This is a genomic window from Agrobacterium sp. CCNWLW155 (assembly GCF_036888815.1).
GTDB classification, from domain to species: domain Bacteria; phylum Pseudomonadota; class Alphaproteobacteria; order Rhizobiales; family Rhizobiaceae; genus Agrobacterium; species Agrobacterium radiobacter.
In genome coordinates, this window is the sequence record NZ_JBAKFW010000001.1 from 1619388 (window position 1) to 1638661 (window position 19274).

16 protein-coding genes are annotated in these 19274 nt (G+C 60.1%); 8 read left to right on the forward strand and 8 right to left on the reverse strand.

Annotated features, from left to right (window positions below; translation table 11 throughout):
- Positions 1–66: 66 nt before the first annotated feature.
- Together V6S97_RS08180 and V6S97_RS08185 are read right to left on the reverse strand one after the other, a co-directional pair.
- Positions 67–900, reverse strand: a complete 834-nt coding sequence (locus V6S97_RS08180; protein WP_334426505.1) for an aldo/keto reductase — start codon at positions 898–900, stop codon at positions 67–69.
- 62 nt (positions 901–962) lie between these two features.
- A complete protein-coding gene (locus tag V6S97_RS08185) occupies positions 963–2144 on the reverse strand; it encodes an MFS transporter (RefSeq protein WP_080866418.1) in 1182 nt (393 codons plus the stop codon).
- A gap of 191 nt (positions 2145–2335) precedes the next feature.
- Here V6S97_RS08185 and V6S97_RS08190 point away from each other — a divergent pair, with 191 nt between their 5' ends.
- On the forward strand, positions 2336–3235 hold the full coding sequence (locus V6S97_RS08190; protein WP_035212649.1) for a LysR family transcriptional regulator: 900 nt from the start codon (positions 2336–2338) through the stop codon (positions 3233–3235).
- A gap of 25 nt (positions 3236–3260) precedes the next feature.
- On the opposite strand, the gene V6S97_RS08195 is transcribed toward V6S97_RS08190, so the two are convergent.
- Positions 3261–4160, reverse strand: coding sequence for a LysR family transcriptional regulator (locus V6S97_RS08195; protein ID WP_060726767.1), 900 nt, complete (start codon positions 4158–4160; stop codon positions 3261–3263).
- Between the two features lie 147 nt (positions 4161–4307).
- Here V6S97_RS08195 and V6S97_RS08200 point away from each other — a divergent pair, with 147 nt between their 5' ends.
- From V6S97_RS08200 to V6S97_RS08215, 4 genes are all read left to right on the forward strand, one after another.
- Entirely contained in the window at positions 4308–5117 is an 810-nt protein-coding gene (locus tag V6S97_RS08200) for an alpha/beta hydrolase fold domain-containing protein (RefSeq protein ID WP_020011674.1), read from the forward strand.
- 55 nt (positions 5118–5172) lie between these two features.
- A complete protein-coding gene (locus V6S97_RS08205) occupies positions 5173–6363 on the forward strand; it encodes an efflux RND transporter periplasmic adaptor subunit (RefSeq protein ID WP_334426508.1) in 1191 nt (396 codons plus the stop codon).
- Between the two features lie 137 nt (positions 6364–6500).
- Positions 6501–9695: an efflux RND transporter permease subunit gene (locus V6S97_RS08210; protein WP_003504054.1), complete on the forward strand. Its 3195-nt coding sequence runs from the start codon at positions 6501–6503 to the stop codon at positions 9693–9695.
- A gap of 292 nt (positions 9696–9987) precedes the next feature.
- Positions 9988–10191 (forward strand): hypothetical protein, encoded by a 204-nt coding sequence (locus tag V6S97_RS08215; protein WP_162692635.1) that lies wholly within the window; start codon positions 9988–9990, stop codon positions 10189–10191.
- A gap of 50 nt (positions 10192–10241) precedes the next feature.
- Here V6S97_RS08215 and V6S97_RS08220 read toward each other — a convergent pair whose 3' ends face one another.
- Both V6S97_RS08220 and V6S97_RS08225 read right to left on the reverse strand, forming a co-directional pair.
- Positions 10242–11087 carry an endonuclease/exonuclease/phosphatase family protein gene (locus V6S97_RS08220; protein ID WP_111835092.1) on the reverse strand — a complete coding sequence of 282 codons (846 nt, stop codon included), beginning with the start codon at positions 11085–11087 and terminating at the stop codon, positions 10242–10244.
- Positions 11088–11136: 49 nt separating this feature from the next.
- Positions 11137–12597: a phospholipase D-like domain-containing protein gene (locus V6S97_RS08225; RefSeq protein WP_003504048.1), complete on the reverse strand. Its 1461-nt coding sequence runs from the start codon at positions 12595–12597 to the stop codon at positions 11137–11139.
- A gap of 224 nt (positions 12598–12821) precedes the next feature.
- Here V6S97_RS08225 and pdxY point away from each other — a divergent pair, with 224 nt between their 5' ends.
- Positions 12822–13697 (forward strand): pyridoxal kinase PdxY, encoded by an 876-nt coding sequence (pdxY, locus tag V6S97_RS08230; protein WP_334426509.1) that lies wholly within the window; start codon positions 12822–12824, stop codon positions 13695–13697.
- 174 nt (positions 13698–13871) lie between these two features.
- Positions 13872–14513 (forward strand): carbonic anhydrase, encoded by a 642-nt coding sequence (locus tag V6S97_RS08235; protein WP_003504043.1) that lies wholly within the window; start codon positions 13872–13874, stop codon positions 14511–14513.
- Positions 14514–14709: 196 nt separating this feature from the next.
- On the opposite strand, the gene V6S97_RS08240 is transcribed toward V6S97_RS08235, so the two are convergent.
- From V6S97_RS08240 to V6S97_RS08250, 3 genes are all read right to left on the reverse strand, one after another.
- Complete coding sequence (locus V6S97_RS08240; RefSeq protein ID WP_334426510.1) at positions 14710–15525, reverse strand: lytic murein transglycosylase; 816 nt, start codon at positions 15523–15525, stop codon at positions 14710–14712.
- 221 nt (positions 15526–15746) lie between these two features.
- Positions 15747–16781, reverse strand: coding sequence for an aspartate-semialdehyde dehydrogenase (locus V6S97_RS08245; protein WP_003504038.1), 1035 nt, complete (start codon positions 16779–16781; stop codon positions 15747–15749).
- Between the two features lie 110 nt (positions 16782–16891).
- Complete coding sequence (locus V6S97_RS08250) at positions 16892–17122, reverse strand: hypothetical protein (RefSeq protein ID WP_003504036.1); 231 nt, start codon at positions 17120–17122, stop codon at positions 16892–16894.
- Between the two features lie 167 nt (positions 17123–17289).
- On the opposite strand from V6S97_RS08250, the gene V6S97_RS08255 reads away from it, so the two are divergent.
- Positions 17290–19173 carry an MFS transporter gene (locus V6S97_RS08255; RefSeq protein WP_020811747.1) on the forward strand — a complete coding sequence of 628 codons (1884 nt, stop codon included), beginning with the start codon at positions 17290–17292 and terminating at the stop codon, positions 19171–19173.
- Positions 19174–19274: the final 101 nt, after the last annotated feature.

Here is a 19274-nt window from a genome sequence, read left to right on the forward strand (position 1 = left end):
ATCGCACTGGACCCCGGATCAAATCCGGGGTGACGGCACTAGGAGTTCCCATGCCGGCCCTGATAATCAGGCAGCCTCGTCCCACTCAGGCGCGAGCCCATCCGGCGAGACAATGCGGCCATCCTGCTTGGCGAGCGCATGGATCGCCGCCATTTCATCGGCCGAAAGCTCGAAATCGAAGATGGCGAGATTTTCATCGACACGGGCTTCACTGACCGTTTTCGACAGGGCGACGACACCCTGCTGCTGCACGAGCCAGCGCAGCACCACCTGCGCCACCGACTTGCCTCGGCCTGCGGCGATCTCCTTCAGCACCGGGTCGGCAAAGACCTTGCCATCGGCCATGCCGTAATAGCCCGTCACCGACATGCCGGCAGCCTTGGCGGCAGCGATAACCACATCCTGATCCATATAGGGGTGGTATTCGATCTGGTTGGTCACGATCGGAGCCCTGGAGAGCTTCACCGCCTCGGCCATTAGCGCCGTATTGAAGTTGGAGACGCCGATATGGCGCACCTTGCCGGCTTGCCTCACCTCGTTCAGCGCTCCGATCTGTTCGGCAAGCGAGACCACGTCGTTCGGCCAATGCAGCAGCAGCAGGTCGACATAATCGGCCTTCAGCTTTTTCAGGCTCTCGTCGACGGAGGCGAGGAAGGCCTCGTGCTTGTAGTTCTCGACCCAGACCTTGGTGGTGAGAAACACCTCGCCGCGTGCAATGCCCGAAGCAGCAATGGCTTCGCCGACCTCGGCTTCGTTGCCATAGATCTGGGCGGTATCGATATGGCGAAAACCGGCCTTCAGCGCATGCGGAACGATGCGCAGGACATCGGGGCCGGGAATGCGGAAGGTGCCGAAGCCGAGCGCCGGGATCGAAGCGCCATTTGCGGTGACATCAAACATATATTTTCTCCTTTGAGGTTGCCCGGCCAGCCTGGGACATGGCCGGGAATTTTATGAAAAGCTCAGGCGGTTTTCAGCGTCAGCGCGGCACGGCGGTCGAGCGCGCTGCTCCAGAGGGTCAAAAGCAGGGCGATGGCGACGAGGATGGCGCCGACCCAGGGCGTTGCAGCAAGGCCCATCGGCGATTCCACCACCAGACCGCCGAGCCATGCGCCAATCGCGATGCCGAGATTGAAGGCGGCGATATTGAGCGCCGAGGCGACATCGACCGCGCCGGGACGGTGTTCCTTGGCAAGCTGCACGACATAAAGCTGCAGGCCGGGAACATTGGCGAAGGACAGGAAGCCGAGCGCGGCAAGCGTGATAAGCGTCAGCACCGGCGAGAAGGCCGTGAAGGAGAAGACGAGCAGCACGATGGCCTGCGCGAGGAAGAGACCGATCAGCGCCTTGGCCGGGTTATGGTTGGCGATCCTGCCGCCGCCAATATTGCCGGCCGCAATGGCGATGCCATAGAGCACGAGGATCAGGCTGACGCTCTTTTCCGAAAAGCCGGTCACATCCTGCAGGATCGGCGCAAGGAAGGTGAAGGCGACGAAGGTGCCGCCGTAACCGAGCGCGGTCATGGCGAAAACGATGAGCAGGCGGCCGGAACCGAGAACGCGGACCTGATCGAAGAGGCTTGCCGGTGGCGCTTTCTTGAGCGTGTTCGGCAGAAGCGTGGCAATGCCCAGGAAGGCAATCACGCCAAGGGCGGCAACGGCCCAGAAGGTCGCGCGCCAGCCGAAGACCTGCCCGATATAGGTGCCGAGCGGAACCCCGGTGACGATGGCGACCGTCAGCCCCATGAACATCATGGCGATGGCCGAGGCGCGGCGGTTTTCCGGCACGAGATCGGCGGCGATGGTGGAGCCGACCGAGAAGAAGACGCCATGGGCGAAGGCGGCAATGACCCGGGCGACGAGCAGCATCTCATAGCTCGGCGACAGGGCCGCAGCGCTGTTGCCGACGATGAACAGGGCCATGAGGCCGAGCAGCAGCGGCTTTCTTTCGATCCGGCCGGTCAGCGCTGTCAGGATCGGCGCGCCGAAGGTGACGCCAAGCGCGTAGACGCTGACGATGAGACCGGCCAGCGGCAGGGTGATGTGAAGATCGTTGGCGACCGTCGGCAGTAGGCCGACGATGACAAATTCCGTTGTTCCGATCGCATAGGCCGCGATCGTCAGGGCAAATATGGCCAATGGCATGATGACTACCTCTCCGCCCGGAGCGGTATCGCGGGCGTTCTGGACAGCAGGGCTGTCGGTTTGGATCATTTGGACAGCGGTGCTGTCCGGTTGGATCAAATCTATGGAGGCAATATGGGCGAAGGGGACTTGCATGATAATCGGCAAGATTGGATAAACGCCTTTGAATTGATTTCACAGATGGTGAGGCGATGGACAACAGGGCCGGAGAAATGGAAGTCTTCGTGGCAGCGGCGGAACTCGGCAGCTTTTCCGCTGCCGGGCGCAGGCTGAAGCTTTCCCCCTCGGCGGTGAGCAAGCTTGTCACACGCATCGAAGACCGCCTCGGCACGCGACTGCTGGCCCGCTCCACCCGGCTTGTCACGCTCACACCGGAGGGCGAAGTCTATCTGGCGCGGGCAAGGCGCATTCTCGCCGACATCACTGAAACGGAGCAGATCGTGGCGAGCGGCGGCAAGGTGGTGCCGCGCGGCCTGCTGCGCGTCAATGCGACGCTGGGCTTCGGGGAACGTTATCTCCTGCCGCTTGCACCGGAATTTCTGTCGCTTTATCCGGAGATCGAGCTGGATATCTCGCTGACCGATGGCGTCATCAGCCTGATCGAGGAACGCACCGATATTGCGATCCGCTCCGGCGCCATGGGCGATTCATCCCTGAAGGCAAGAAAGCTGAAAGAAGTCCGCCGCGTCATCGTCGCCTCCCCTGCCTATATCGAAAAACACGGCATGCCGGAAAAACCGCAGGATCTGGCGCAGCACAATTGCCTGAGCTTCAATTTCAGCCGCAACCTCAACGAATGGCCCTTCCGCGATCCCGGATCGACGGAGGTGTATCGCTTCCCCATCACCGGTAATGCATCGGTCAATAGCGGCATGGCGATGCGCAGGCTCTGCCTCACGGGTCTCGGACTAGGAAGGGTCGGGGAATTTCATATCGAACCCGATATCAAGGCCGGTCTGCTCGTCCCTGTCCTTGAGGACTATAATGCCGAGGACATGGAGGTAATCCACGCGGTTTATGCCGGCCACGAGCATCTCGCCGCCCGCGTGCGCGCCTTCATCGATTTCCTCGCCACAAGGGTCGGGCGCTGATTGGGCCGGAAAGTGATTGGCCGTCTCACACCAGGCCGTGAACGAGCTTTGCCAGCCAGTCGACGAAAACGCGGACCTTGTTGGTCACATGCCGGGTTTGTGGATAGACCACATAGATCGGCATGGCTTCGCGCCGCCATTCGGAAAGCACCGGCACCAGTTCACCCCGCGAAAGCGCATCCCTCACCATGAAGACGGGAAGCTGCACGATGCCCATGCCGGCCAGTGCCGCGTTGAGATAGGTACGGCTGTCATTGACCGAGACGACATAGTTCGGGGTCAGTTCAACGCTGCGCACACCATTGTCGAAGGATGCCGGCATGATCTGACCGGTGGTGGCATTGAGGTAGCCCACCGAATAATGATCCTTCTCCAGATCCTCCGGTTCTTGCGGCATGCCGAAGTTTTCGATGTAGGATGGCGAGGCGAATGTTTCGAACCGGAGTTCGCCCACTTTTCGGGCAATCAGCGACTGATCGCGCAGCACGCCGACGCGCAGCGCACAGTCGACATTCTCCGCTATATAATCGACCAGACGGTCGCCGACACCGAGATCGAGACGGATATGCGGATAACGCTGGTAAAATTCGCAAAGATGTGGGATAACCACCAGGTCCGCGAAGACACCGGCCATTTCCACCCGCAACCGGCCGGATGGCTGCACCTGTGCGCTGGACATGCTGCCGTCAAGTTCTTCGATTTCCGATAAAATCTGTGAGGCCCGCTCATAATAGAGAGCGCCGTCCGTTGTCAGCATCACCCGGCGCGTGGTGCGGTTGAGAAGTGTGGTGTGCAAATGCGCCTCAAGCGCCTGCACCATGTTGGTGACAGTGGTTTTCGGCATGTTCAGCGCGGTGGCGGCGCGGCTGAAATTGCCGGTTTCCACAACCCGCGTAAAAACCCGCATGGCGGAGAGCTGATCCATTCACTGCCTCGGAGAGGTGATTATCCGTGATTTCGGAATAGTGTTTTCAAATTTGCATGCTTGATCGTTTCGATCCGAACAATAATATAGATTTCAGATTTTGCAATACGATCCGCCTATTGGTGGCGGCGCAAAGGATCTGGAGTCATGAACGCGCATTGGGAAAACATCGGCAGCAGCGAGGCGTCCGCGCCGAAGCTCTCCGTGCGCCGTTATGAAGGTTCCTGCCTCTGCAGCCATCCGCCTGTCGTGCTTTATCTGCGCGGCGGATCCTTTCTGGAACCCGGCCTCGAGCCGGGCGGCAATTGCCCCGAGCTTCCGGTGGCCCGCGCGCTTGCGGAAAGCGGTGCAGTGGTCGTGGAAGCCGATTACAGCAAGCCGTCCGGCAACGAGTTTCCGATGGTGATCGACTGCGCCTATGAGGCGCTCGATCATCTGAGCCGGGATCGCAAGCACTATGGCGGCGCGAAATCGCTGCTGTTTGTGGCCGGCGAAGAAGCAGGCGGCAATGTGGCGGCGGGGCTTGCCTTGAAGGCCCGTGACCGCATGCCGGGCAAGCTCGCAGGCCAGATTCTTCTGTCGCCCATGATCGACCCGATGATGACGACGGAATCCTTCCGTGATGCGGACAGGATCGGCATGCGCCAGCGTTGGGCCGATGGCTGGAGCCATTACCTTGCCAAGGCGTGCGGGTTCTTCCACCCCTATGCCGCGCCCTGCCAGTGCACGCGGCTGAACCGGGTGGCGCCGGCGCTGATCTTTACGGCCGAGGACGACCCTCTGCGCGACGAAACGGTCAATTATGCAGACCGCCTCATCGCCTCAGGCGTCAGCGTCCGGCAGCATGTTTTTCCCGCCGGCGTCGGCTGGACGGGGCTCTATCAAGGAGAGGGCGGCGGATGGGTCTCATCCGTCTGTTCGGAATTCAAGACCTTCGTTGACCAGTTGAAACACTGAATACCGCATTTATTGAGAAACTGACCGGCTCCTGATCCGAGCCAAGGAGAAACCCATGACGCTGAACACCAAGCGCCGGGCCCTGACGGGTGCCGGTATCGGGCTGGCTATGTCCGTTGCAGCCGCAGCATTGTTTTTCGACCTCCCCACCGGCCGCGATGCAACGGCCGCTTCCACCCCGGCTGAAACACCGGCGATCCCGGTTACCGTCGCCAAGGTGGAAAGCCGTGACGTGATGCGCTGGGAAGAATTTTCCGGCCGTCTCGAAGCCGTTGACCGGGTGCAGATCCGCTCCCGCGTCGCCGGCCAGATCAAGGCCGTGCATTTCCGCGAAGGCGCGCTGGTGAAGGAAGGCGATCCCCTCTTCACCATCGATCCGGCCCCCTATCAGGCTGCCGTTGCAGGCGCTGAAGGACAGGTCGCTTCCGCCGAAGCCAAGGTCAGCCTGGCGAAGACGGAACTCGACCGTGGCCGCAGGCTTTCCGACAACCGCACCATCTCCCAGAGCGATCTCGACCAGCGCCAGAGCTCGTTTGCGGATGCCGAAGCCCAGCTTCGCGCCGCCCGCGCAGCACTGACCACGGCCCAGCTTGATCTCGGTTATACCGAAATCATCGCACCGGTTTCCGGCAGGGTCGGCCGCATCGAAATCACCGCCGGCAACCTCGTCGCCGCCGGCTCGACCTCGCCTGCACTGACGACGCTGGTATCGGTCAACCCGATCTATGCCAGCTTCAACGCCAGCGAAGGCACGGTTGCGAAGGCGCTTGCCGAACTGCCGAAAACCGATGGCGCCCTGCCCGCTCTCGAACAGATCCCTGTCGAAATCGGCACGCTTTCGGATGAGGGCACGCCGATCAAGGGCACGCTGCACCTGATCGACAACCAGGTGGATTCGGCAAGCGGCACCATCGGTGTCCGCGCCGTCTTCGACAATCCGGACGGCAGGCTCATTCCGGGCCAGTTCGTGCGGGTGCGCATGGGCGAGCCGAAGCCGGAAAACCGCATCGTCATCAGCGACCGCGCCATCGGCACGGATCAGGACAAGCGTTTCGTCTTCGTGGTCGATGCCGAAAACAAGGTGAGCTACCGCCAGATCAAGCCGGGTGCACCGGCTGATGGCCAGCGCATCATCGACAGCGGCCTTGCCGCCGGTGATACGATCGTCGTCAACGGCCTGCAGCGCATTCGCCCCGGTGCAACCATCGCACCACAGGCGGAGGACAAGGTTGCTGCCTCGCAGTAAGTAACCCGCCTTTTTGATCAATAAGCGTCCCGCCCTCCCGCGAGACGCCCCTTCAGACAGAACCGGCCTTCACCGGCGGCAGAAAAGCCGCCGGAACGGCCTTTGCATTCCAAAATATACCCGGAGAGGGACTGGATATGAATATTTCCAGATTTTTTGTCGACAGGCCGGTATTCGCCGGCGTTCTGTCGATCCTGATTGTGGTGGCAGGCCTTCTTGGCATGCGCGCCCTGCCGATTTCCGAATATCCGGAAGTCGTTCCGCCATCCGTCGTCGTCCGCGCCACCTATCCGGGTGCGAACCCGGCCGTTATCGCTGAAACCGTCGCCACGCCGCTTGAAGAACAGATCAACGGTGTCGAAGGCATGCTCTATATGGGCAGTCAGGCGACATCCGACGGCGTGCTGACGTTGACCGTGACCTTCAAGCTCGGTACCGACCCCGACAAGGCGCAGCAGCTGGTGCAGAACCGCGTTTCGCAGGCCGAACCGCGCCTGCCGGCGGAAGTCCGCGCACTCGGCATCACGACGGTCAAGAGCTCGCCCGACTTCATCATGGTCGTCAATCTGGTGTCGAAAACCGACGCCTATGACATCACCTACCTGCGTAACTACGCAACGCTGAACGTCAAGGATCGCCTCGCCCGCATCGAAGGCGTGGGCCAGGTGCAGGTCTTCGGCGCAGGTGACTATTCCATGCGCGTCTGGCTCGATCCGCAGAAGGTCGCCGAACACGATCTGGCTGCCAGCGACGTCTCCGACGCCATCCGCCAGCAGAACGTACAGGCGGCAGCCGGTGTCATCGGCGCTTCGCCGAGCCCCAACGGCGTCGACCTGCAGCTCAACGTCAATGCCCAGGGCCGTCTGACGACGCCGGAAGAATTCGGCAACATCATCGTCAAGAGCGGCGCCAACGGCGAAATCACCCGCCTGCGCGATGTCGCCCGCATTGAACTCGGTGCTGCCGATTACACGCTGCGCTCGCTGCTCGACGGTGAACCCGCCGTGGCTGTGGCAGTTCTCCAGGCCCCCGGCTCCAACGCCATCGAAATCGCCGACAATGTCCGCGCCACGATGGACAATCTGCAGCTGGCAATGCCTGACGGCGTGAAATACGAGATCGTCTACGACACGACGAAATTCGTGCGCTCCTCCATCGAAAAGGTCGTTGATACACTCCTCGAGGCCGTTGGCCTCGTGGTGCTGGTCGTCATCCTCTTCCTGCAGACATGGCGCGCATCGATCATTCCGCTGATCGCCGTTCCGGTCTCGATCATCGGCACCTTCGCCGTCATGTATGCTTTCGGGTTTTCCATCAACGCGCTAACGCTGTTCGGGCTGGTGCTCGCCATCGGCATCGTGGTGGATGACGCGATCGTGGTCGTCGAAAACGTCGAACGAAACATCGAAAACGGGCTCTCGCCGCGTGACGCCACCTATAAGGCGATGCGTGAAGTGTCCGGACCAATCATCGCAATCGCGCTGGTTCTGGTTGCGGTCTTCGTGCCTCTTGCCTTTATCTCCGGCCTCTCAGGCCAGTTCTACCGGCAGTTCGCACTGACCATCGCCATCTCCACCGTCATTTCGGCGATCAATTCGCTGACGCTGTCACCCGCTCTCGCGGCACTGCTGCTCAAAGAGCACGGTGCACCGAAAGACTGGCTGACCCGCTTCATGGACCGGATTTTCGGCTGGTTCTTCCGCGGCTTCAACCGCGCCTTCGGCGCCGCCTCAAACGGCTACGGCAAGACCGTGGGCGGGCTGGTGACGCGCAAGAGCCTGGTGATGCTGGTCTATATGGCGCTGGTGGCTGCAACCTACGGCATGTTCACGACCGTTCCGAGCGGCTTCGTGCCGGCGCAGGACAAGCAGTACCTGATCGGCTTTGCCCAGCTTCCTGATGGCGCAACACTCGACCGGACGGAAAGCGTCATCAAGCGGATGAGCGATATCGCCATGGAAACGCCCGGCGTCAGCCACGCCATCGCCTTCCCGGGCCTGTCGATCAACGGCTTCACCATCGGCTCCAACTCCGGCATCGTCTTCGCGATTCTCGATGACTTCGAAAAGCGCAAGACGCCGGAACTGTCCGGCGGCGCCATCGCCATGCAGCTGAACCAGAAATATGCGGGCATTCAGGATGCCTTCATTGCCATGTTCCCGCCGCCGCCGGTCAACGGTCTCGGCCAGACGGGCGGCTTCAAGCTGCAGATCGAGGACCGCGCCGGTTACGGCTACCAGACGCTTGACGAAGCGGCGAAAGCCGTGATCGCCAAGGCATACCAGACGCCGGAGCTGGCGGGCATCTTCTCCAGCTTCCAGATCAACGTGCCGCAGCTCTTCGCCGATCTCGACCGTGCCAAGGCCGAGCAGCTGGGCGTTTCGGTCAGCGACGTCTTCCAGACGCTGCAGATCTATCTGGGTTCGCTCTATGTCAACGACTTCAACGCCTTCGGGCGGACATATAGCGTGCGTGTGCAGGCCGATGCGCAGTTCCGCGCCCATGCGGAAGATATCGGCCGCCTGAAGGTTCGCTCCGCAACGGGTCAGATGATCCCGCTTTCGACGCTGCTGAAGGTGGATGCGACGACGGGACCGGAACGCACCAACCGCTATAACGGCTTCCTTGCAGCCGATATCAACGGCGGTCCGGCACCGGGCTATTCCTCTGGACAGGCGCAGGCAGCGATGGAAAAAATCCTCGCGGAAAACCTGCCGGCCGGGATTGACTACGAATGGACGGACCTGACCTACCAGCAGATCCTTGCCGGCAACTCCAGCATCGTCGTCTTCCCGCTGGCGCTGCTCTTGGTTTACCTCGTCCTGGCTGCGCAATATGAAAGCCTCACATTGCCGATCGCGATCATTCTGATCGTGCCACTCGGTGTGCTCGCGGCCCTGACCGGCGTCTGGCTGACGGGAGGGGATAACAACATCTTTACGCAGATCGGCCTTGTCGTCCTTGTGGGCTTGTCGGCGAAGAACGCGATCCTGATCGTGGAATTCGCCCGCGAGCTGGAATTCGAGGGACGAACGCCGCTTCAGGCGGCGGTCGAGGCAAGCCGGCTTCGTCTTCGCCCGATCCTGATGACCTCGCTCGCCTTCATCATGGGCGTGGTGCCGCTGGTCGTCTCCACCGGTGCAGGTGCGGAAATGCGCGCGGCCATGGGTGTCGCTGTCTTCTCCGGCATGATCGGCGTGACGTTCTTCGGCATCTTCATGACACCGGTCTTCTACGTGCTGGTGCGCAAGCTGTCGGGCAACCGCCCGCTCATCCAGCACAAGCAGGAAGAACCGGCCAATTCGGACTACAAGCTCGAAAAGGCCGGCTGAAACCATACTCCCATCCACCGCCACCTTCGACGCAAGCCCGCCGCGCATCCCCCCGGATGCGCGGCGTTTTTCATGGGCGGGAACGTCTATGCAACCATCCTGAAATAGAATCAGATTCAAATGCTTAAGTGGCAAATACGGCTATATTGCCCCGCTTTAAAACTGTCGAAAATCAATATAGAGCCATCACACGAAGAGAACTGCAAGAAACAGTGCTATTTTATGCTTTGTATTTTGTGGTAATTTCCAAGAACAGGGTGATTCGGACTAAATGATTTAGTTCAGGGGCTACATGATGGAGCAGGACTACGAAAGCTGGGCAACGACCGTTGCCTATTCGATAGTGATGCATGAGGGTCTTGATCTCGCGCTTTCCGCGCAAAATCTCGACAGAGGCAAGACCAGAAACAATCGCGAGCGGTTGATGGAAGCCATTCGCACATCCTTGCTGGAAGCGCGCTCGCGTAGCCACTTGACGGCGGTGCAGCGGATTTAACGCCGGCCTGGCTCCGGACTTTGCCTGCGGCATAGCTTGCCGTGGCAAGATCAGATCGGAAGAAGATCGGTCCGGACCGCAGCCTTCAGCGGCAGATGGTCCGAGGCGATACGCGCCAGCGCGCTGTCATGCGCCTCCACCTGCTCGATCAGCCCTTTTCGATTGGCGATGATCCTGTCGAGCGCCAGCACCGGCAGGTTGGACGGAAAACTCGGCACCGCCGGCGGCAGGGCGCCGAAAGCATCCCGGAACGTATTGAGCGACGAACCGTTGCCGAGACGCCATTCATTCAGGTCTCCCATGAGAATGGTCGCACATTCGTTGCGCGCTTCCAGAAGGCCGATCAGCGCTTTCGCCTGCTGGGCGCGGGAATGCCTGAGAAGGCCGAAATGGGCGGCGATGACCCGCAGCGTGCCGCCGCTTTTCAGATCCAGTTCCACGACGAGCGCGCCGCGCGGCTCCAGCCCCGGCAATTTCAGCGTATGCACATCCCTGACGGCGCCTTCCTTGAACAGGACGACATTGCCGTGCCAGCCATGAGCCTTCACACCGGCCAGCACCGGCACTGGGATGAGGCCGCTTTCCCGCTCCAGCCGGGCGAGATCAAGCAGGCCGGTGCGCTCGCCGAAACGGCTATCCGCCTCCTGAAGCGCGATGATGTCAGCACCGATTTCCTGAATGACGCGGCTGGTGCGATCGGGATCGAACTTGCGGTCACGGCCAACGCATTTATGCACATTGTAGGAGGCGATCACCGGAAAGGAGTGATCTTTCGTCGCCGGTGCCGCACTCTGCCGCTGACGGCGGTCGCGCAGCGACTGCATGACGAAGGCGGACAGGCTGGTGTTTTTCGTCAAAGCCGTTTTTTCATCCTCCAGCAAACCGTTCTTTTTCACGCGTTTATGCCTCCGGTCTCGCGCAGCGCCCCGTCGGACGCACCGCATTCTAAAGATAAGGCGAAGCGAGCCACAGGACACGCTCCACAAAACGGACAACGAATGGCCGCGCATTCAGTTCGCTGAGCCGCACGGGCAAGGCGGTCGCACGTGCATCCCGGATGCGCTCCCCGATCGTTGCTGCGAATTCCTCATCCATAACTTCGAGATCGATCTCAAAGTTCAACCGCAAAGAACGCGGATCGAGATTGGAAGAACCGATGTAGCTCCAGCGCCCGTCGATCACCAGAAGCTTGGAATGGTTGAAAGCCCCCGTCGCCCGCCAGATGCGGCAATAATTCTTCAGCATCTGGTCGAATTGCGCCGTCATCGCCCTGTCCACAAGCACCAGATTGTTGCTTTTCGGCACGATGATATCCACCACGACCCCGCGCCTTGCTGCGGTAATGAGCGCCGAAATAAGCTCCCGATCGGGGAGAAAATAGGGCGACATGATGAGAATGGAGGAACGGGCGACGGAAAATGCCCCCATCAGCATCTTGTGACTGGTCTCGATGCTCCTGTCCGGCCCCGAGGAGCAGACGCGGGCGACGATCTGCGAGCCCGGCACGCCGTCGGGAATGGCGATATCCCAGACCGGCGCATCCAGAAGCTCCTTTGTCGTGAAGCGCCAGTCCTCCGCCGCGATGGAGAAAAAATCCGATACCACCGGTCCGGTGATCTTGAAATGCGTGTCGTGCGACTGGCTTTCGCCGCCAAATTCCAGCGTGAACCCCTCGCGGATATTCATGCCGCCGCTAAATGCAATGCGCCCGTCCACCACGAGGATTTTGCGGTGGGTGCGCAGATTGGCATAGGGCAGCCGCAGCCCCATGATGACATTGCCGTTGAAGACATCGCAGACGATGCCCTTTTCCCTGAGCGTCGGCAGGATGCTCGGCACGGAATAACGGGCACCCACTGCATCCACCAGCACACGCACCTCCACGCCGCGAAACTTCGCTCTTTCGAGCGCCGCGACAAAACGGGCACCGATCCGGTCATTGTCGAAAATATATGTTTCGAGAATGATCGACCGCTTCGCCTCCCCGATCGCCTCCAGCATGGCGGCATAGGCCGCGTCTCCGGTCACAAGCGGCTCGATACCGTTGCCGGTCGTCAACGCATGGCGCGTCACCCGGTCGCCCAGCGTCTTCATAGCCTCGAAACGCCGTCCGAAGCGCGCGGCGATCATGTCCCCGCTCGCATCCAGACGCGCCACGCGATCCATGATCTCGTCCAGCATGAAGGACCGCTTCTGCGTGATATTGGACCGGCGGATGCGGTTGATGCCGGCAATCGCATAGATGACCGCGCCGACGATGGGCGACAGCACGATAACACCGACCCAGCCAAGCGCGGAGCGGACCTCCTCCTTCGTCATCGTGGCATGCACGGCCGCCACGGTTCCCATCAAAATCGAGAGAACGGCAAGGATATGCGGCCAATAGGCAATGACGAGATCAAGCATGGTACAACTATAGAGTACTTCGGCAATCCCGCAATGACACGCAGGTGACGCTGGCAGAGACAAAGAACCTGACCGCGCCATGCTTTTGCGGGACAGACCCTTGCGGGATTAACGGTGGAAACCGGGCTTGCGATATGTCATGAGAGCGCATCTTGATCTTTGGCAGTGGCAGGGCGAGGTGCACTTGCGGGCTTTCTGCCTCGTTTGAAAGCAAGAAGGCCGTGATGCAGGAAAATACACAGGGCGCTGTCATCGTCATTTCCAGCCATGTCATGCGTGGCTCCGTCGGCAACCGCGCGGCGGTCTTTGCGCTTGAGACGCTGGGTTATCCGGTCTGGGCGGTGCCCACCATCGTCATGCCCTGGCATCCCGGCCACGGCCCGTCCACCCGCATGCGCTTTCAGGACGACGATTTCGACAAGGCAATGACCGACCTCGAAAACGCCAAATGGATCGGCGAGGTCAAGGCTGTCCTGACCGGTTATTTCGGCAGCGCGGCGCAGGTGCGCTCCGTCGCAAGGCTGATCCGCAATCTGAAGGAAAAGAACCCGTCGCTGATTTATGCCTGTGACCCGGTCATGGGCGATCTGGGCGGGCTTTACATTCCCCTTGAGACTGCCGAAGCCATCCGTGATCACCTCATCCCGCTTGCCACGGTCGCCACGCCAAACCGTTATGAACTGGCCTGGATGAGCGGCGCCGAGCTTGAGACCAACAATGCCATCATGGATGCCGCACTTTCCCTCGGCCCGCCGAAAATGCTGGTCACCTCAGCCGTGCCGATGATGACGGGCGGCACCGGCAACCTCTACCTCAGCGGCCGCCACGCACTGCTTGTCGAACATCGCGCCATCGAAAATGCGCCGAACGGTCTCGGCGACCTGATGTCGGCGCTGTTCCTCGCCCGCCTGCTGGAAGGTCTCGATGATGAAAAGGCGCTGCAGCTGGCAACCGCCAGCGTCTTCGAAATTCTGGCCCGCACCAAAAAACGCGACATGAACGAACTGACGCTGGAGACCGACTCTTCAAGTCTCTCCACACCCATGGCCATGGTGCAGATGCGTCATCTCTTGCATCCTTCGCGCAGCAAGCGCAAATAGCGACTAGAGCATTTCCAGGAAAAGTGGCCCCCGGTTTTCCGGCTGGAAATGCGGAAACAAGGAGTTGGAGCGGCTTCGCGGTTCGAAGAAAAGCGAAAATGCTCCAAAGGATTGGTCTTCAACGCACCGAGTTCTTCTCTTGATCTTGGTCCAAGCACAACGGTACTGCGATAGATGAAAGATTTTCCGGAAAACCTTCTCAACGGCTACAAGAACTTCATGAGCGGTCGTTATGTCGACGAACGCGAAAGATATCGCGTTCTGGCCGAGACCGGACAGAAACCGCAGACCCTGTTCATTGCCTGTTGTGACTCCCGTTCGGCGCCGGAAACCATTTTCGACTGCGGACCGGGAGAGCTTTTCGTCATGCGGAACGTCGCCAACATGGTGCCGCCCTATGAGCCGGATGGACAGTACCACGCCACCTCCGCCGCCATCGAATATGCCGTGCAGGTTCTGAAGGTGAAGGACATCGTCGTCATGGGCCACGGCCGCTGCGGCGGCATTCAGGCAGCACTCGATCCCAATCTCGAGCCACTGTCACCCGGCGATTTCATCGGTAAATGGATGAACATGGTCAAATCGGCGGCCGAACAGATCCAGAGCAACGACATCATGACCGCCTCCGAGCGCCAGACAGCGCTGGAGCGCGTTTCCATCCGCAACTCCATCGCCAATCTGCGCGGCTTCCCCTTCGTCAAGGCGCAGGAAACCGCCGGCAAGGTGAAGCTGCACGGCGCATGGTTCGATATTTCGACCGGAGAATTGTGGGTGATGGACAGCAAAACGGGCGACTTTCGCCGCCCGGACCTGTGATTGAAGCGGATTGAGAGAGCGAGACGTCCTGGGTGGCCATTAATCTGCCCGGCAATCAAACCTCTCCTTCGTCATCCTCGGGCTTGACCCGAGGATCACGTCGGTTATGCGGGAAGCCTCTGTCGGACGCTACGTCGCTGGATGCCGGATCAAGTCCGGCATGACGAAAGCGAAATTTTAGTCCGCAGAAACAGCCTTATTGGCCGTCGATCGCCTTGCCGATGAACGCAATGGCCTGCTGGTAGACGCTTGCAGCGTTCCAGCCCTGAATGGCGGCATAGTTCGCCTGACCCTGCTGATAGCCCGCACCACGCTGCCAGCCATGGCCGACGAGGAAGTTCGCGGTGGAAGCCAGCGCATCGGCGCGCGAGCCGACGAGATCGATACGGCCGTCGCGGTCGAAATCCACGCCATAGCGCACGACGTTCAGCGGCAGGAACTGCGTCTGGCCGATTTCACCATGGGCAGCGCCCTTGGCGTTGACGTTCAGCGAGCCGCTGCCAACGAGCTTCAGCGCCGCATAAAGCTGCTCGGTGAAATAATCCGAACGACGGCAGTCGAAGGAAAGCGTCGCAACGGCGGAAAGCGTATGCTGGTTGCCCATGAAGCCGCCAAAACCGGTTTCCATGCCCCAGATGGCGAGCAGCGGACCAGCCGGCACGCCGTAAGCGCGTTCGATGGACGCAAACAGAGCTGCATTGTTCTTCTTCATGGTCTTGCCGCGTGAAATGATCGTCTGACCACCGCGCTTCTGCATGAACTGTTCGAAGGACAGCTTGAAGCTGTGCTGACCGCGATCGGCGCGGATCGTCGCCTGGTTGTAGGAGACGCCGGAGAAGGCACGGTCAAGCACCGAGGCGCTGACGCCGCGGCCCGCGGCTTCCTGCTTGAAGGCGCCGACCCAGGCATCAAAGCCCGCCGAGGTGTTGCTGCATTGTGCAGCCATAATCGGCGTCGCTGCCAGAACCGAAACCATGGCCACACCAGCCAGAATTACCTTCATTGCCCGCATCAAAATCTGCCTTCGATATCCTTTGGGGAATTTTTCCCGAGAACCAAACCGTCAATACTGTATGATTCAGGTGCCAAAACTGTCTTTTGGCGGCCTAAATTGCCTTTCGACAGCAAGGCCTGCAAATAAACTGGCCGTGATCTCGCCAATTATAAAACCCGCCTGCCCCACACAGAACAGACGGGTTATACTTAACGAACCTTAAAAAATCGTATCGTAGATCAGGCAGCCGCCTTGCGGGGCTTGATGAGACCACGATTGACCAGGAGTTCGGCGATCTGGATGGCATTGAGGGCAGCGCCCTTGCGCAGATTGTCCGAAACAACCCAGATGTTGAGGCCGTTTTCAACCGTCGCATCTTCGCGGATACGCGAGATGTAGGTTGCGTCCTCACCGGCGGATTCGACCGGGGTGATGTAGCCGCCATCTTCATGCTTGTCGATGACGAGGCAACCCGGCGCTTCGCGCAGGATGTCACGCGCCTGATCGGCGGTGATCTCGTTTTCGAACTCGATGTTGACAGATTCCGAATGACCGATGAAGACCGGAACGCGCACAGCCGTGCAGGTTACCTTGATCTTCGGATCGAGCATCTTCTTGGTTTCCGCCAGAACCTTCCACTCTTCCTTTGTATAGCCGTCTTCCATGAAGACATCGATATGCGGAATGACGTTGAAGGCGATACGCTTCGTGAACTTCTTGGTTTCGACCGGATCGGCCACGAAGACGGCGCGGGTCTGCTGGAAAAGCTCGTCCATGCCTTCCTTGCCGGCGCCGGAAACGGACTGGTAGGTGGAGACGACGACGCGCTTGATCTTGGCGAAGTCATGCAGCGGCTTCAGCGCGACGACGAGCTGTGCCGTGGAGCAATTCGGGTTGGCAATGATGTTCTTCTTGGTGAAGCCCGCTACCGCATCGGCGTTGACTTCGGGAACGATCAGCGGAACGTCCTGATCGTAGCGCCATGCGGACGAGTTATCGATGACGACGCAGCCCTGCTGGCCGATCTTCGGCGACCACTTCTTGGACACATCACCGCCGGCAGACATCAGGCAAATATCGGTGTCGGAAAAATCGTAGTTTTCGAGGTTAGAGACCTTCAGCGTGCGATCGCCATAGGAGACTTCCGTGCCCTGCGAACGGGCGGAAGCAAGCGGCACGACTTCATCGGCGGGAAAACCGCGTTCGGCCAGGATATTGAGCATTTCGCGACCGACGTTGCCGGTGGCGCCTGCAATTGCAACTTTGAAACCCATGATCAAGCTCTCTTTCTGTCTCTCCTCTTTTTGGTGAGGTGGGAACCCGCATTAGATCGCGGCTTCCACGATCCCCGGCCAAACCGGGGAGAGAGCGGTGGCCAGAGACGTCAGACGGTTTTAATCGTCGTTTTGGCCGTAATTCGGATAGAATAAGAAAGGCGCGGATCATCGCCGGCGGATTGTGCCGGTCCTTCCATGACGAACATGTCTGCAACATGCATGCGCAAGGTGATGCTCCTTCTTCGCCAGAAGCTATTAGAAGGTTTCTTGTTTGTGTCAAGAAAAAAGGCGCGTTTCAGGCCATCCGGTGCGGGCAGGCCAAAACCGCCCTGCGACATTTTTGCACATTATACATTAGACTAAAGTCATAATCCGAAAGCATCGCTCTTATTGGGGTTAATTTTCTGTCACTCTGACATCACGCGCATTGCAGCCGTAAGGTTTGCCCGGAGGAGAGAGATGGGCTCCGCAATGCGCCGATTGGGACATCTGTGGAGGACAGACAATGGCAAATGTTGCAGCCGTAAGCGGCGCAGCCCGTCCGATGACGGGTGAAGAGAAGAAGGTGATTTTCGCCTCTTCTCTCGGAACGGTCTTCGAATGGTATGACTTCTATCTATACGGCTCGCTCGCGATCTATATCGGTGCGAACTTCTTCAGCCAATATCCGGAAACGACACGCAACATCTTTGCGCTTCTGGCCTTTGCCGCCGGCTTCCTCGTGCGCCCCTTCGGTGCACTGGTGTTCGGCCGCTTGGGCGACATTGTCGGCCGTAAATATACCTTTCTCGTCACGATCCTGATCATGGGCGTTTCGACCTTCCTCGTCGGTGTGCTGCCCAGCGCATCGCAGATCGGCATCGCCGCTCCGATCATCCTGATCGTTCTGCGAATGCTGCAGGGTCTGGCGCTCGGCGGTGAATATGGCGGTGCTGCAACTTACGTGGCCGAACACGCGCCCAACGGCCGCAGGGGCTATTACACCTCGTGGATCCAGACGACGGCGACGCTCGGCCTGTTCCTCTCGCTGGTGGTCATCCTCGGTGTGCAATTCGCACTCGGCAAGGAAGCCTTCGCCGCCTGGGGCTGGCGCATTCCCTTCCTCGTTTCCGTTCTGCTGCTCGGCGTATCCGTCTGGATCCGCCTGAAAATGAACGAATCCCCCGCCTTCAAGAAGATGAAGGAAGAGGGCAAAACCTCCAAGGCCCCGCTCAGCGAAGCCTTCGGCCAGTGGAAAAACGCCAAGATCGCCCTGCTTGCCCTCGTCGGCGCCGTCATCGGTCAGGCCGTCGTCTGGTACACCGGCCAGTTCTACGCACTGTTCTTCCTGCAAAGCATTCTGAAGGTGGACGGGCAATCGGCCAACATCATGGTCGCGGCAGCGCTTATCCTCGGCACCAGCTTCTTCGTGATCTTCGGCTGGCTTTCCGACAAGATCGGCCGCAAGCCGATCATCATGGCCGGTCTCGTTCTCGCCATGCTGACCTACTTCCCGCTGTTCAAGGCGCTCACATGGGCGGGCAACCCGGCACTTGCGCAAGCGCAGGCCAGCGTTCGCGCCACCGTGACCGCAGCTCCGGGCGACTGCAAGTTCCAGTTCAACCCGACAGGCACGGCGAAATTCACCACATCCTGCGATATCGCCACCTCGTTCCTGACGCGCAACTCCGTTCCCTATGACGTCGTTGCGGGAGCGGCCGGCGAACCGGCGAGCGTCAAGATCGGCGACGCCACTATCGCCAGCTACGACGCCATCGCAGCCGGCGCGGATGCATCTGCAAAGGACAAGGCCTTCCAGAAGCAGGTCAACACCGCGTTGCACGACGGCGGCTACCCGCTGGTGCGCGGTGCGGCACAGGTGCCGGATGCAAAACTGGACGCCTTCATCGCAGCCAACCCGGAGCTCAACCTCAATGCGGTAGCCGTTCGTGCCGCCGACAAGAAGATGGTTGCAACCGAAAAGCTGGTGGCGGACAAGCTGCTGACGCCGGCCGAGACCGCCGGAGCGACTGAGATGGCCGTCTACACCATTGCCGGCGGTGGCGCCTTCGCCATGGTGGCCGATCCGGCCGCCGTGAACTGGGTCGTCATCATCGCGGTCCTGACCGTGCTCGTCATCTATGTGACGATGGTCTATGGCCCGATCGCGGCCCTGCTGGTCGAACTGTTCCCGACCCGCATCCGCTACTCCGGCATGTCGCTGCCCTATCACATCGGCAACGGCTGGTTTGGCGGCCTTCTGCCTGCCACCGCCTTCGCGATGAGCGCGGCGAAAGGCGACATCTATTACGGCCTCTGGTATCCGATCGTTTTCGCAGGCATCACGCTCGTCGTCGGCCTGCTGTTCCTGCCGGAAACCAAGGATCGCGACATCCACACCATGGATTGAGCCACATCCTCACGGACATTTTCGGAACCCGGCGCGCAGGCGCCGGGTTTTTTTATTGCGCCACGGGCTAGCATATCGAACGAGCCTGTCGCAGGGGCTGT